The organism is Streptomyces sp. NPDC087428 (assembly GCF_044744085.1).
Taxonomy (GTDB): domain Bacteria; phylum Actinomycetota; class Actinomycetes; order Streptomycetales; family Streptomycetaceae; genus Streptomyces.
On the sequence record NZ_JBIUXR010000005.1, the window covers coordinates 182,773 to 195,564 of the forward strand.

Annotated in this window: 10 protein-coding genes and 1 pseudogene; 7 read left to right on the forward strand and 4 right to left on the reverse strand. The window is 71.8% G+C overall.

Translation table 11 applies throughout. The annotated features are described in order from the left end of the window. Positions 1-435 precede the first annotated feature (435 nt). From galE to idi, 4 genes and pseudogenes are all read left to right on the forward strand, one after another. Entirely contained in the window at positions 436-1,419 is a 984-nt protein-coding gene (gene galE / locus ACIO3R_RS12475) for a UDP-glucose 4-epimerase GalE (protein WP_402105448.1), read from the forward strand. 178 nt (positions 1,420-1,597) lie between these two features. Continuing rightward, on the forward strand, positions 1,598-2,539 hold the full coding sequence (locus ACIO3R_RS12480; protein WP_385026744.1) for a cation diffusion facilitator family transporter: 942 nt from the start codon (positions 1,598-1,600) through the stop codon (positions 2,537-2,539). Between the two features lie 108 nt (positions 2,540-2,647). Beyond that, a pseudogene (locus ACIO3R_RS12485) lies at positions 2,648-3,151 on the forward strand (GNAT family N-acetyltransferase); the annotation flags it as partial. Between the two features lie 138 nt (positions 3,152-3,289). Beyond that, complete coding sequence (idi, locus tag ACIO3R_RS12490; RefSeq protein WP_385026741.1) at positions 3,290-3,883, forward strand: isopentenyl-diphosphate Delta-isomerase; 594 nt, start codon at positions 3,290-3,292, stop codon at positions 3,881-3,883. Positions 3,884-3,906: 23 nt separating this feature from the next. On the opposite strand, the gene ACIO3R_RS12495 is transcribed toward idi, so the two are convergent. Further along, positions 3,907-4,362 carry an ATP-binding protein gene (locus ACIO3R_RS12495; protein WP_363077431.1) on the reverse strand — a complete coding sequence of 152 codons (456 nt, stop codon included), beginning with the start codon at positions 4,360-4,362 and terminating at the stop codon, positions 3,907-3,909. A 389-nt stretch (positions 4,363-4,751) separates the two neighbouring features. Here ACIO3R_RS12495 and ACIO3R_RS12500 point away from each other — a divergent pair, with 389 nt between their 5' ends. After that, the gene (locus ACIO3R_RS12500) at positions 4,752-5,510 is read left to right on the forward strand and encodes an enoyl-CoA hydratase/isomerase family protein (protein ID WP_402105450.1); all 759 of its coding nucleotides are present in this window, start codon (positions 4,752-4,754) and stop codon (positions 5,508-5,510) included. A gap of 25 nt (positions 5,511-5,535) precedes the next feature. Here ACIO3R_RS12500 and ACIO3R_RS12505 read toward each other — a convergent pair whose 3' ends face one another. Next, a complete protein-coding gene (locus tag ACIO3R_RS12505) occupies positions 5,536-6,171 on the reverse strand; it encodes a DJ-1/PfpI family protein (protein WP_385026734.1) in 636 nt (211 codons plus the stop codon). Positions 6,172-6,188: 17 nt separating this feature from the next. Further along, a complete protein-coding gene (locus ACIO3R_RS12510; RefSeq protein WP_385026731.1) occupies positions 6,189-7,196 on the reverse strand; it encodes a GlxA family transcriptional regulator in 1,008 nt (335 codons plus the stop codon). 135 nt (positions 7,197-7,331) lie between these two features. Between ACIO3R_RS12510 and ACIO3R_RS12515 the strand changes: the two genes are divergently transcribed. Together ACIO3R_RS12515 and ACIO3R_RS12520 are read left to right on the forward strand one after the other, a co-directional pair. Then, entirely contained in the window at positions 7,332-8,189 is an 858-nt protein-coding gene (locus tag ACIO3R_RS12515; RefSeq protein ID WP_402105451.1) for a hypothetical protein, read from the forward strand. A 156-nt stretch (positions 8,190-8,345) separates the two neighbouring features. Further along, positions 8,346-10,823, forward strand: a complete 2,478-nt coding sequence (locus ACIO3R_RS12520; RefSeq protein ID WP_402105452.1) for a Tex family protein — start codon at positions 8,346-8,348, stop codon at positions 10,821-10,823. A 149-nt stretch (positions 10,824-10,972) separates the two neighbouring features. On the opposite strand, the gene ACIO3R_RS12525 is transcribed toward ACIO3R_RS12520, so the two are convergent. Continuing rightward, on the reverse strand, positions 10,973-12,610 hold the full coding sequence (locus ACIO3R_RS12525; RefSeq protein WP_385026722.1) for an ABC-F family ATP-binding cassette domain-containing protein: 1,638 nt from the start codon (positions 12,608-12,610) through the stop codon (positions 10,973-10,975). Between the last annotated feature and the right edge of the window lie 182 nt (positions 12,611-12,792).

Genomic DNA, 12,792 nt, shown 5'->3' on the forward strand with positions numbered 1-12,792 from the left:
CGACGAAACGGGGGTCGACGAGCGCGACCCGCCGGTCGGCGGGGACGGCGGACAGCAGCCGCGCGGCCTCGCCGACATCGGCGGCGGCCTGGACGTCGAAGCCCAGTGACCGCAGATCGGCCTCGATGGACGATCCGGGTACCGGAGCACCTGTGAGAATGGCGGTCGACAGACGAACTCACTCCTTGGTGCTGACATGGGTCGGCGCGCGACGGCACGGCCCCGATGCGGGCCGGCGGCATGTCGGCAGAGGCTATCGGATGAACGGAAGCGGGAGTTCACTGCCCGTTTATGCTCCGTTCCGGGCGGACCTGGATCATGCGGGGCCGCCCGCGATCATCATCGTCGATGGCCGCCTCGCCTGACAAAACGCGGTGGCACGGATCCCGGTCCGCCCGGCGGATCATGGTCCGGACAGGCCCTAGTCTGACCCGCATGACATGGCTGATCACAGGCGGAGCGGGATATATCGGGGCACATGTGGTGCGGGCCATGAAGGGGGCCGGTGAGCGGGTGGTCGTTCTCGACGACCTCTCGACCGGCAACCCGGACCGGCTGCCGGCCGAGGTCCCGCTGGTCCGGGGCTCGACGGCCGATCGCGCACTGGTGGACCGGGTACTGGCGGAGCACGCGGTGAGCGGTGTCATCCATCTCGCGGCGAAGAAGCAGGTCGGCGAGTCCGTCGAGCAGCCGCTCCTGTACTACCGGGAGAACATCGGCGGGCTGACCGTCCTCCTGGAGGCCGTAGCGGCCGCCGGCGTGCGGAGCTTCCTGTTCTCCTCGTCGGCCGCGGTGTACGGCGTACCGGACGCGGAGCTGATCACCGAGGAGGCTCCCTGTGAACCGATCAATCCGTACGGGGAGACCAAGCTCGCCGGCGAGTGGCTGGTGCGGGCGGCCGGGCGGGCTCACGGCCTGTCCACCGGCTGTCTGCGGTACTTCAACGTGGCGGGCGCGGCCGAGCCGGAACTGTCGGACACCGGCGTCTTCAACGTGATCCCGATGTTCTTCGAACGGCTGACCCGCGGCGAGGCCCCGCGGATCTTCGGTGACGACTACGCCACCCCCGACGGCACCTGCATCCGTGACTACATCCATGTGGCCGACCTCGCGGAGGCACACCTGGCCGTCGCCGGGCGGCTGGCCGCGCGGGAGGAGCCCGGGGACCTGACCGTCAACATCGGCCGCGGCGACGGCGTCTCGGTGCGCGAGCTGGCCGATCTGGTGGCGGAGGTCACCGGTCTCGACCGGAAGCCCGAGTCCGAGCCCCGCCGGCCGGGGGACGCGTCGAAGGCGGTCGCGTCCTGCGACCGGATCTCCGGCGAGCTGGGCTGGTCGGCCCGGCGCGGGGTGCGCGAGATGGTCGCGTCGGCCTGGCAGGGTTGGCTGCTGCACCACCCCGTGACGTCCGCCCAGTGAGCTGCCCGCCGCTCTGACCGCCACCCGTCAACCGCTCTGACCTGCGACCATTTCCGCAGGTCAGAGCAAGTGACAACGGTGTTCACTGCCGTGTTGCCCGATACCCCCCGCCCGTAGTTCACTGGCATTGCTCGGGCCGATCGCGTCCGGGTCCGCGCGACGACCGGGAGGCGTCCCCATGGGGGCTGGGCACGATCACGGACATGCGCACGGCGGCCCCGCACCCACCGGCACGGCGGCCGCCGCGTACAAGGGACGACTGCGGATCGCGCTGGGCATCACGCTCACCGTGACCGTCATGGAGATCGTCGGCGGGCTGCTGTCCGGCTCGCTGGCGCTGATCGCGGACGCGGCCCACATGGCAACCGACGCGCTGGGCCTCGGCATGGCCCTGCTGGCGATCCACTTCGCCAACAAGCCGGCCGGACCGAACCGCACCTTCGGCTACGCCCGCGCCGAGATCCTCGCCGCGCTGGCCAACTGTCTGCTGCTGCTCGGGGTCGGCGGCTACCTGCTCTTCGAGGCGGTGGAGCGCTTCGTCAGTCCGGCCGAGACCAGGGGCGGGCTGACGATCGCCTTCGCCCTGGTGGGCCTGGTGGCGAACATGGTGTCGCTGTCGCTGCTGGTGCGCGGGCAGAAGGACAGCCTCAATGTGCGGGGCGCGTATCTGGAGGTACTCGCGGACACCCTCGGTTCGGTGACCGTGCTGATCTCGGCGGGCGTCATCCTGGCCACCGGCTGGCAGGCCGCGGACCCGATCGCCTCGCTGCTCATCGGCCTCATGATCGTTCCGCGTACGGTGAAGCTGCTCAGGGAGACGCTGAACGTCCTGCTGGAGTCGGCTCCCAAGGGTGTCGACATGGGTGAGGTGCGCGACCACATCACGGCACTGCCCGGGGTGCTGGACGTCCATGACCTCCACGCCTGGACGATCACCTCCGGTATGCCGGTGCTCTCCGCCCACGTGGTGGTGCACCAGGAACTCCTCGACTCCATCGGGCACGAGAAGCTCCTGCACGAACTGCAGGGCTGTCTCGGCGACCACTTCGACGTCGAGCACTGCACCTTCCAACTGGAGCCGAGCGGGCACGCGGAGCACGAGGCGAGGCTCTGTCACTGAGCACGTGAAGACCGACGGGTGCGAGAAGACCCGCCGCGATCCCCGATGTACGGTGGAATCCCCTCTCGATCAAGGGTTCTCACGTTGACCGACAAAGATCACGCCACTCGCTGGACGACCCGCCCGGAGACACCGGCGGACATCGCCTCGGTGCACGCGGTGAACGCCGCCGCGTTCCCGACCCGGGCGGAGGCCGATCTGGTCGACGCACTGCGCGAGGACCCGGCTGCCTGGCTGCCCGGACTCTCCTGTGTCGCCGAGGCACCCGACGGGTCCGTGGCCGCCCACGCCCTGCTGACCCGCTGCCTGGCCGGGGGCGCGCCCGCACTGGCGCTCGCCCCGGTGGCCACGGCGCCCGAACACCAACGCCGGGGCGCGGGGCAGGCCGTGGTGCGGGCCGTGCTCGACGCGGCGCGGATGCGCGGGGAGCCGCTGGTCCTGGTGCTCGGCCATCCCGAGTACTACCCGAGGTTCGGCTTCGTGCCCGCGTCACGGTACGGAATCCGGCCGGGCTTCGAGGTGCCGGACGAGGCGATGATGGCGCTGGTCCTCGATGATTCCGGGCCGGTTCCCCAGGGCACGATTCAGTACCCGGCGGCGTTCGGCGTCTGACGGGTGTGTCCGTGACCGTGATGCCCCGGCGCCGGACTTGCCAGGACCCGAAGTGCGGACAAGCCGCTTTTGTACGGCAGACTTGAGCAGACTCGACGGGACCGGCGCACGGGGCCGGGACCACAGCGAAGGATGGGTATGCCGACCACACCAGCCACCGCGGCGAACACCTCGTCGAACGGCGCAGCAGAAGCGATCATGCTCGAACTGGTCGACGAGAACGGCACCACCATCGGCACGGCGGAGAAGCTCGCCGCCCACCAGGCACCCGGCCAACTGCACCGCGCGTTCTCGGTGTTCCTCTTCGACGAGCAGGGCCGGATGCTGCTGCAGCGGCGCGCACCGGGGAAGTACCACTCCCCCGGTGTCTGGTCCAACACCTGCTGTGGCCACCCGTACCCGGGCGAGGCGCCCTTCGCCGCCGCCGCCCGGCGGACGTACGAGGAACTGGGCATCTCCCCCTCGCTGCTGGCGGAGGCGGGCACCGTCCGCTACAACCACCCGGACCCCGCCTCGGGCCTGGTGGAGCAGGAGTTCAACCACCTCTTCGTGGGCATGGCGCAGGAGCAGCTGCGGCCGGATCCGGAGGAGGTGGGCGAGACGGCGTTCGTGTCGGCGCAGGAGCTGGCCGAACGGCATGACCGGGCGCCGTTCTCTGCCTGGTTCATGACGGTGCTGGATGCCGCCAGGCCCGCGATCCGGGAACTGACCGGTCCGGCTGCCGGCTGGTAGGCGGGGCCGCCGGTGCGGCGGGGTCAGGGGCGCGGGCCGAGCGGCAGGGCCGCCCAGATGACTTTTCCGCCGCCCGCGGTGTGCTCCACGTCGCAGGCCCCGCCCGCCTCCCGGGTGATCTCCCGGACCAGCAGCAGTCCGCGCCCGCCCGTCTGCGCGTGATCGGTCTCCAGCGCGGTCGGGCGGTACGGATGGTTGTCCTCGACGGACACCCTGACCCAGTCGGTACCCACGGCCACCTCCACGGCGAGTTCGGGAGAGAGCAGCGCCGCGTGCTTCACGGCGTTGGTGACCAGCTCGGAGACGATGAGCAGCAGCCCCTGGGCGATGTCGTCGTCCAGGGGTACGCCCTGGCGATCCAGCAGATCGCGTACGGCGTGCCGGGCCTGGGGTACGGAGACGTCCGTGGCCGGGGCGGTGAACCGCCAGACCCCTTCGTACGGCACGGGCCTGGCGGGGACACTCCCGCGGCTCTCCATTGACCGGTACCCGCTTCCACTCGATGGTGACTGCACGTCGAGTACAGGGTGCGGGGCGTAGTCGGTCAGGTCCGCACCACTGAGCAGAAGTCGACCTCTATCGACAGAACTTGACCGGAGAGCTGCGGGTACGTCAGCTATCAGACCTTTTTTGACCGTCTCCTGAAGGCTGGTCCTGCCCGCCCTGAGCCGGCTCCCGCGAACGCCAACTGGCCAGAGACCATCGAGACGATCCGGCAGCCTCCCACCCCGATCGCGATGAGCCCGAGTCCGCCGAAGAGCAGGGCGAGGCCGCTGAGACTGCGGGAGCTTCCTGTCCCCGGGGTGCGTACCTGCTTCGCGGACCCTTGTTGATCATAGGTTCGAACGGTACGGATAGCATCCGGCGCATGGACCGTACGCAACCCCGGCTGGAGCTCACCGTCGCGGACGGCGTCGCCACCCTCGTGATCAGCAACCCCGCCAAGCGCAACGCGATGACGGCCGCGATGTGGCAGTCGCTGCCCGAGCTGCTGGAAGAGCTGGCCGCCGACTCCTCGGTGCGCGCGCTGGTGCTGACGGGCGCCGGGGACACCTTCTGCGCCGGGGCGGACATCTCCTCCCTCCGCGACCCCTCGGGTGCCCCGCAGGAGCTCGCGGTGGCGGCCGAGGAAGCGCTCGCCGCCTTCCCGCTGCCGGTCGTCGCCGCCGTGCGCGGCTACTGCGTGGGCGGGGGGAGCCAGCTGGCGGCCGCCTGCGATCTGCGGTTCGCCGAGGAGGGGGCGTTGTTCGGGGTCACCCCCGCCAAGCTCGGGATCGTCTACGCCGCGTCGTCGACCCGCCGGCTCGTCGCGCTGACGGGCCCGTCGACGGCGAAGCACCTGCTCTTCTCCGGCGAACTGATCGGTACGGACCGGGCGCTGCGGACCGGTCTGGTAGACGAGGTGCTGCCCGCCGGCGAGCTGGACGAGTGGGTCGAGGCATACGTCAGGGTCCTGGTGTCCCGTTCCCGGCTGACCCAGTCGGCCGCGAAGGAGTTCGCCGCGGGGCGCGAGGACCGGGACGCCCACTGGGCGGACCAGGCGCGCCGCAGCGGCGACACCGCGGAGGGCGTCGCCGCTTTCCTGGAGCGGCGCACACCCCGCTTCACCTGGCCGTCCCGGGACTGACCGTTCCCGGCCCGCCCGCTGCCCGCTACCGGAGGACGGAGCGGCTCCTGGCGCGCCACTCCTCGACCAGCTCGGGCGGTGCCTTGTCGGGGGACCCGGCGTCGTACGGCGGCTGCGGGTCGTACTCGGTCAGCAGTTGCACGGACTGGGCGTACCGCTCGCCCGCGATCCGGCCGAGCAGGGTGAGGCCCATGTCGATACCGGAGGAGACGCCCGCGGCCGTGACGTACTTGCCGTCGATGACGACGCGTTCGCCGGCCGGCTCGACACCGTGGTCCTTCAGGGTGCCGAGGGCGAGCCAGTGCGAGGTGCCCCGCCGCCCCTTCAGGAGTCCGGCGGCCGCGAGCAGCAGCGAACCCGTGCAGACGGAGGTCGTCCAGGTGCTGGTGGCATCGGCGGTGCGCAGCCAGCCGAGCAGGGTCTCATTCTCCATCTGGGCGCTCTGCCCCGGGCCGCCGGGGACGATCACCAGGTCGGGCGCCGGGACGTCGTCGAGCGTCCGCTCGGCGACCAGCGACAGGCTGCCGCTGTCGTTGCGCACCGGGCCGGTCCGCTCGGCGACGAAGACGGTCTCCGCGCCGGGTGCGCGGGAAAGGATCTCGTACGGTCCGACGGCGTCGAGTGCGGTGAAGCGGTCGAAGAGGACGATGGCGATCTGCATGGGTGGCTGCCCTTCGGTCAGTGCGGGAGGGTGACGGGCTCGGTGGGGCGGGGCCGGTCGGCGGGGGCGCCGGCCGGGCGGTGGCTGAACCGTCTGCGGTACTCGGCGGGTGCGGTGCCCAGCGCCTTGACGAACGCGCGGCGCATCGCCTCCGGCGTGCCGTAGCCGCACGCCCGCGAGATACCGGCGACACCGTCGGAGGTGTCCTCCAGGAGCCTGCGGGCCTGTTCGAGACGGACGAGGTCGACGTACCGGCCGGGTGTCGTACCGGTCTCGGCCCGGAACGCGCGGGCGAAGTGGCGCGGCGAGAGCCGGGCGCGGGCGGCGAGGGCCTCGACGGAGAGGTTCTCACCGGGGTGTTCGGTGATCCAGTGCTGGACCTCGCGCAACGGTTCGCGCCGGGCCGTCTGCGCGGTGAGCTGGGCGCTGAACTGGGCCTGGTTGCCCGGTCTGCGCAGAAAGACCACCAAGTGCCGGGCGACCGTGAGCGCCACGTCCCGGCCGTGGTCCTCCTCGACGAGGGCGAGCGCGAGATCGATGCCCGCGGTGACTCCGGCGGAGGTGGCCAGCCTGCCGTCCCGTACGAAGATCGGTTCCGGGTCGACCTCGACGGCCGGATAGGTGCGGGCGAGGTGGTCGCAGAGCGTCCAGTGCGTGGTCACCCGGTGCCCGTCCAGCTGTCCGGCCTCGGCGAGCAGCAGGGCACCGGTGCAGACGGAGACGAGCCGTTCGGCGTGCGGGGCGTGCCCGCGCAGCCAGTCGACGAGGGCGGGGTCGGGGACCCTGGTGCCCTGTCCGCCGGGTACGAGGAGGGTGTGGGCGGGCCCGGCGTCCGCGAGGCTGCTGTCGGGGACGAGGGTGAGCCCGCTCGACGACCGGACCGGTGCGCCGGCCGTCGAGGCGGTGCGCAGTCCGTACGAGACCCCCGGGAACCGGGAGGCCCCGGCGAAGACCTCCATCGGCCCGCTCACATCGAGGCTCTGGACGCCGTCGAAGAGGACGACGAGTACGGTTCGCTGCTTCATGCCTGCCATCCTGTGCGGCCTCCCGGATGGCCGCAATGACGGGTTCCCCACCTTTTCCGCCATGGCGGGACGCGCCGCACGTCACCGGCTCCCCGGGATTCCGCCCCGTACCGACCAGTCGGTAACGTGCAGGGCATGAGTACTCTGCCGCCCCGTGCCGGACGCCGCTGCCACAACGCCCTCAACCCTCTGCACTCCGCGCTCTACTTCTCCCCGGACCTCGGGAAGGAACTCGGCGCGATCGGGATCAAGGACGCGTCCGCCGCGTACTTCGCCTCGCGCGCGGCCGCTCTCGGGGCCGTCGGCCCCGGTACGGTCACCGCGACCTTCTACAACTTCAGCCATGACCTCGTGGCCGCGCACGTGCCCGCCGTCTGGGACATCGCCTCGCCCGAGGCCGTACTGGCGGCGCGGCTGCGGGCCGCCGACTCGACGCTGCGCCGGCTCCTCGGCGAGGAGACCATCGCCTCTCCCGAGCTGGCCGAGGCGGCGCAGCTGGCGCTGCGCGCCGTCGCGGGCTGCACGCGACACGCCCGGCCGCTGTACGCGGCGCACGCCGATCTCGCGGTTCCGGAGCAGCCGCACCTGGCTTACTGGCACGCCGCGACACTGCTGCGCGAGCACCGCGGTGACGCCCATCTCGCCGCGCTCCTCGCGGCCGGCCTCGACCCGGTCGAGGCCCTGGTCAGCCACACCGCCACCGGCAAGGGCATGCCGCCGCGCTGGGTCCTGGCCACCCGTGGCTGGCGCCGCGGCGACTGGGACGACGCGTCCGCGCGGCTGCGCGACCGCGGACTGCTCACCGCCGAGGGCGAGTTGACGGAGGAGGGCGTCGCGTTGCGGGCAGGCCTGGAGGAGGCCACGGACCGGATGGACCTGGCGCCGTACGAGCGCCTCGGCGGTCCGGGCGTGGCCCGGCTGACCGAGCTGGGACGCGGGTTCCTCGGCACGGCGCTGGCGGCCGGCGCGTTTCCGGCGGATCTGAACGGCTGACCCGCCGGGCGGACGACAGCCGGTACATGGGGCGGTCGGGCGACACGGCGCCCGGCCACCCGGCAGAATGCAGGCGAGTGGCCCAGGACCGGTCCGAACCACGGACCCCGGGGCCCGACCAGCACAGCCAGTACGAGAAGGCGAGTCGGTAAAACCGTGACGACGTCCATCGAAGGCAGGATCGCCGAGGAGCTCGGCGTACGCGAGCGACAGGTGAAGGCGGCCGTCGAGCTGCTCGACGGCGGATCGACCGTGCCGTTCATCGCGCGCTACCGCAAGGAAGCGACCGAGATGCTCGACGATGCGCAGCTGCGCACGCTCGAGGAGCGGTTGCGGTATCTGCGGGAGCTGGAGGACCGCCGTGCGGCGATCCTCGAATCCGTGCGGGAGCAGGGCAAGCTCGACAGCGCGCTGGAGGCGCGGATCCGGGCCGCCGACACGAAGGCGCGCCTTGAGGACATCTATCTGCCGTTCAAGCCGAAGCGGCGGACCAAGGCGCAGATCGCCCGGGAGGCCGGGCTCGAACCACTCGCCTCCGGCCTGCTGGACGACCCGTCGGTCGATCCGCTCGTCGCGGCGTCGGCCTTCGTCGACGCGGACAAGGGCGTCGCGGACCCGGCGGCGGCCCTGGAGGGGGCCCGCGCCATCCTCACCGAGCGGTTCTCGGAGGACGCCGACCTGACCGGCGAGCTGCGTGAGCGCATGTGGACGCGGGGCCGGCTGGTGGCGAAGGTGCGGGACGGCAAGGAGGAGGCGGGCGCCAAGTTCGCGGACTACTTCGCCTTCACAGAGCCGTTCACCGCGCTGCCCTCGCACCGGGTGCTCGCGATGCTCCGGGGCGAGAAGGAGGACGTCCTCGACCTCGTCCTGGAGCCGGAGGAGCCGTCCGGGGAGCCCGGTCCCTCGTCGTACGAGAACATGGTCGCCCAGCGCTTCGGGGTGAACGACCGCGGGCGTCCCGGGGACAAGTGGCTGGCCGACACCGTCCGCTGGGCCTGGCGCACCAGGCTCCTGGTCCACCTCGGCATCGACCTGCGGCTGCGGCTGCGCACGGCCGCGGAGGACGAGGCGGTACGTGTCTTCGCCTCGAACCTGCGCGATCTGCTGCTCGCCGCACCGGCCGGGACGCGGGCCACGCTGGGTCTCGACCCGGGGTTCCGTACCGGGGTGAAGGTCGCCGTCGTCGACGCGACCGGCAAGGTCGTCGCGACCGATGTCATCCACCCGCACGTCCCGGCCAACAAGTGGGACCAGTCGCTGGCGAAACTGGAGCAGCTGGCGAAGGCGCACGATGTCGATCTGATCGCGATCGGCAACGGCACGGCATCCCGCGAGACGGACAAGCTCGCCGGTGAACTGTGCGACAAGCATCCGGAGTTGAAGCTCACCAAGGTGATGGTCTCGGAGGCCGGCGCCTCCGTGTACTCGGCGTCCGCCTTCGCCTCGCAGGAACTCCCGGACATGGACGTCTCGTTGCGCGGCGCCGTCTCGATCGCGCGCCGGCTCCAGGACCCCCTCGCGGAGCTGGTGAAGATCGACCCGAAGTCGATCGGCGTCGGGCAGTACCAGCACGACCTGTCCGAGGTGAAACTGTCGCGTTCGCTGGACGCGGTCGTCGAGGACTGTGTGAACGGCGTCGGGGTCGACGTCAACACCGCTTCGGCGCCGCTGCTTTCACGGGTCTCCGGCATCGGCTCCGGGCTCGCGGAGAACATCGTCGCGCACCGCGACACCCATGGCCCGTTCCGCTCCCGCAAGGGGCTCAAGGACGTGGCCAGGCTCGGCCCGAAGGCGTACGAGCAGTGCGCGGGCTTCCTGCGGATCCGGGGTGACGACCCGCTGGACGCGTCCAGCGTGCACCCGGAGGCGTACCCCGTGGTGCGGGCGATGGTGAAGCGGACGGGCGGTGACGTCGCCTCCCTGGTCGGCAACACCGGAGTGCTGCGGACCCTGCGGGCGGACGACTTCGTGGACGAGAAGTTCGGGCTGCCGACCGTCACCGACATCATCAAGGAGCTGGAGAAGCCGGGGCGCGACCCGCGCCCGGCGTTCAAGACGGCCACCTTCAAGGAGGGCGTCGAGAAGCTCGGCGACCTGGCGTCCGGGATGGTGCTGGAGGGGGTCGTGACGAATGTCGCGGCGTTCGGCGCGTTCGTGGACATCGGGGTGCACCAGGACGGCCTGGTCCATGTGTCGGCGATGTCGAGGACGTTCGTGAAGGACCCCCGTGATGTCGTGAAGCCGGGTGACATCGTCAAGGTCAAGGTCATGGAGATCGACATCCCGCGGAAGCGGATCTCGTTGACGCTGCGGCTGGACGACGAGGCGGGGGCGAGTGCGGGTCCGGCGGCCGGAGCGGGGTCCGGGTCCGGCGGCGCGGGCGGCGAGCGGGGCGGGCGTCCGCCGCGGCAGCGACAGGGGCAGGGCGGTGCGGGGCCGCGCGGCGGCCAAGGCGGCCAGGGCGGCCAGAACAGCCAGAGCGGCCAGGGGCGTGACCGGCGCGGTGGCGGCGCCGGCAACGGCGGCGGGGGCGGGCGTCAGGCGCCGGCCGCGACTCCGGCCAACGGGGCGATGGCGGACGCGCTTCGGCGTGCGGGCCTGCTGGATCCGAAGCAGGGCGGCAAGAAGCGGTAGCGGAGGCCCGGCCCGCGTCGGGGCGGGGTGGGGAGGGGTCCGCCTGCGGCGGGCCTTCTCCCCGCCCCGCCCCTTCCCGTGTCAGGAGCACCGCCCCGCAACCCGCTCCTCGAACGCCGGAGGAGCGGGGAGGTGCGCGAGGCCGCCGGTCAGATCTCCGTGAGCCCTCCGGCCACCACCTCGACGCGGCGCGTCGTACGGACCGCTTCCAGCATCCGGCGGTCGTGCGTGACCAGCAGCAGTGTCCCCGTGTACGAGTCGAGCGCCGATTCCAGCTGCTCGATCGCCGGCAGGTCCAGATGGTTCGTGGGCTCGTCCAGGACGAGGAGGTTGACGCCGCGGCCCTGGAGCAGGGCGAGTGCCGACCGGGTCCGTTCGCCCGGGGAGAGCGTGGTCGCGGGGCGCATCACATGGTCGGCGCGCAGGCCGAATTTGGCGAGGAGGGTGCGGACCTCGGCGGGCTCCGTGTCGGGGACGGCCGCGCAGAACGCCTCCAGCAGGGATTCCGTGCCGTGGAACAGCTTCCGCGCCTGGTCCACCTCACCCACCACCACACCCGAGCCCAGGCTCGCGTGCCCCGAGTCCAGCGGAAGGCGGCCGAGCAGAGCGGCGAGCAGGGTCGACTTCCCGGCACCGTTGGCACCGGTGATGGCGATCCGGTCCGCCCAGTCGATCTGGAGCGAGACCGGGCCGAACACGAAGTCCCCGAGCACGACCTGTGCCTCGCGCAGGGTCGCCACGACGGAGCCGGAACGGGGGGCGGAGGCGATCTCCATCCGCAGCTCCCACTCCTTGCGCGGCTCGTCCACGACATCGAGGCGCTCGATCATGCGCTGGGTCTGACGGGCCTTCGCGGCCTGCTTCTCGCTGGACTCGCTCCGGAACTTGCGGGCCATCTTGTCGGAGTCGCCGGCCTTGCGGCGCGCGTTCCTGACGCCCTTGTCCATCCAGGAGCGCTGCATCAGGGCGCGGCCTTCGAGCGCGGAGCGCTTGTCGGCGAACTCCTCGAACTCCTCGCGGGCGTGCCTGCGGGCCCGCTCACGCTCCTCCAGGTACGCCGCGTAGCCACCGCCGTAGAGGTTGATCTGCTGCTGGGCAAGGTCGAGTTCGAGGACCTTGGTGACCGTGCGCATCAGGAACTCGCGGTCGTGGCTGATGACGACGGTGCCGGCGCGCAGCCCGGAGACGTACCGCTCCAGCCGCTCCAGGCCGTCGAGGTCGAGGTCGTTGGTGGGTTCGTCGAGCAGGAAGATGTCGTAGCGGGAGAGCAGCAGTGAGGCGAGGCCGACGCGGGCCGCCTGGCCCCCCGAGAGCGTGGTCATCGGCAGGTCGAGACCGACGGTCAGGCCGAGGTCGGCGGCGACCTCCTCGGCCCGCTCGTCCAGGTCGGCGCCGCCGAGGGCGAGCCAGCGCTCCAGGGACTCGGAGTAGGCGTCGTCGGAGCCGGGCGTCCCGTCGACGAGGGCCTGGGTGGCGGTGTCCATCGTCGCCTGGGCCTCGGCGACGCCCGTCCGGCGGGCCAGGAACTCCCGTACGGTCTCCTCAGGACGCCGCTCCGGTTCCTGCGGCAGATGGCCGACGGTGGCGGTGGGCGGGGAGAGCCGCAGCTCGCCCTCCTCCGGCTGGTCGAGTCCGGCGAGCAGCCGCAGGAGCGACGATTTTCCGGCACCGTTCACTCCGACGAGACCGATCACGTCACCGGGAGCGACCACGAGGTCGAGTTCGGCGAAGAGAGTGCGGTCGCCGTGTCCGGCGGCGAGGTCCTTGGCGACGAGGGTGGCAGTCATCAGGGTGTCGATCCTAATCGGCGGCCGGGGCTCCCGGCGCGGACCCCGGTCGTGACCGCCGCGCTCCCCCGCCGCCACGCATACCGGGTCGCCCCGGGGCATCGCCCTCGCCGTGCGCCTCCGCTAGGGTCCTTCCCCTGGATCGAGTGGACCGGGCCGGGCGCGAGGCCCTGGCGTCCGGG

Coding starts and splice junctions, on each gene's coding strand:
- galE (WP_402105448.1), top strand. CDS start 436: ATGACATGGCTGATCACAGGCGGAGCGGGATATATCGGGGCACATGTG.
- ACIO3R_RS12480 (WP_385026744.1), top strand. CDS start 1,598: ATGGGGGCTGGGCACGATCACGGACATGCGCACGGCGGCCCCGCACCC.
- idi (WP_385026741.1), top strand. CDS start 3,290: ATGCCGACCACACCAGCCACCGCGGCGAACACCTCGTCGAACGGCGCA.
- ACIO3R_RS12495 (WP_363077431.1), bottom strand. CDS start 4,362: ATGGAGAGCCGCGGGAGTGTCCCCGCCAGGCCCGTGCCGTACGAAGGG.
- ACIO3R_RS12500 (WP_402105450.1), top strand. CDS start 4,752: ATGGACCGTACGCAACCCCGGCTGGAGCTCACCGTCGCGGACGGCGTC.
- ACIO3R_RS12505 (WP_385026734.1), bottom strand. CDS start 6,171: ATGCAGATCGCCATCGTCCTCTTCGACCGCTTCACCGCACTCGACGCC.
- ACIO3R_RS12510 (WP_385026731.1), bottom strand. CDS start 7,196: ATGAAGCAGCGAACCGTACTCGTCGTCCTCTTCGACGGCGTCCAGAGC.
- ACIO3R_RS12515 (WP_402105451.1), top strand. CDS start 7,332: ATGAGTACTCTGCCGCCCCGTGCCGGACGCCGCTGCCACAACGCCCTC.
- ACIO3R_RS12525 (WP_385026722.1), bottom strand. CDS start 12,610: ATGACTGCCACCCTCGTCGCCAAGGACCTCGCCGCCGGACACGGCGAC.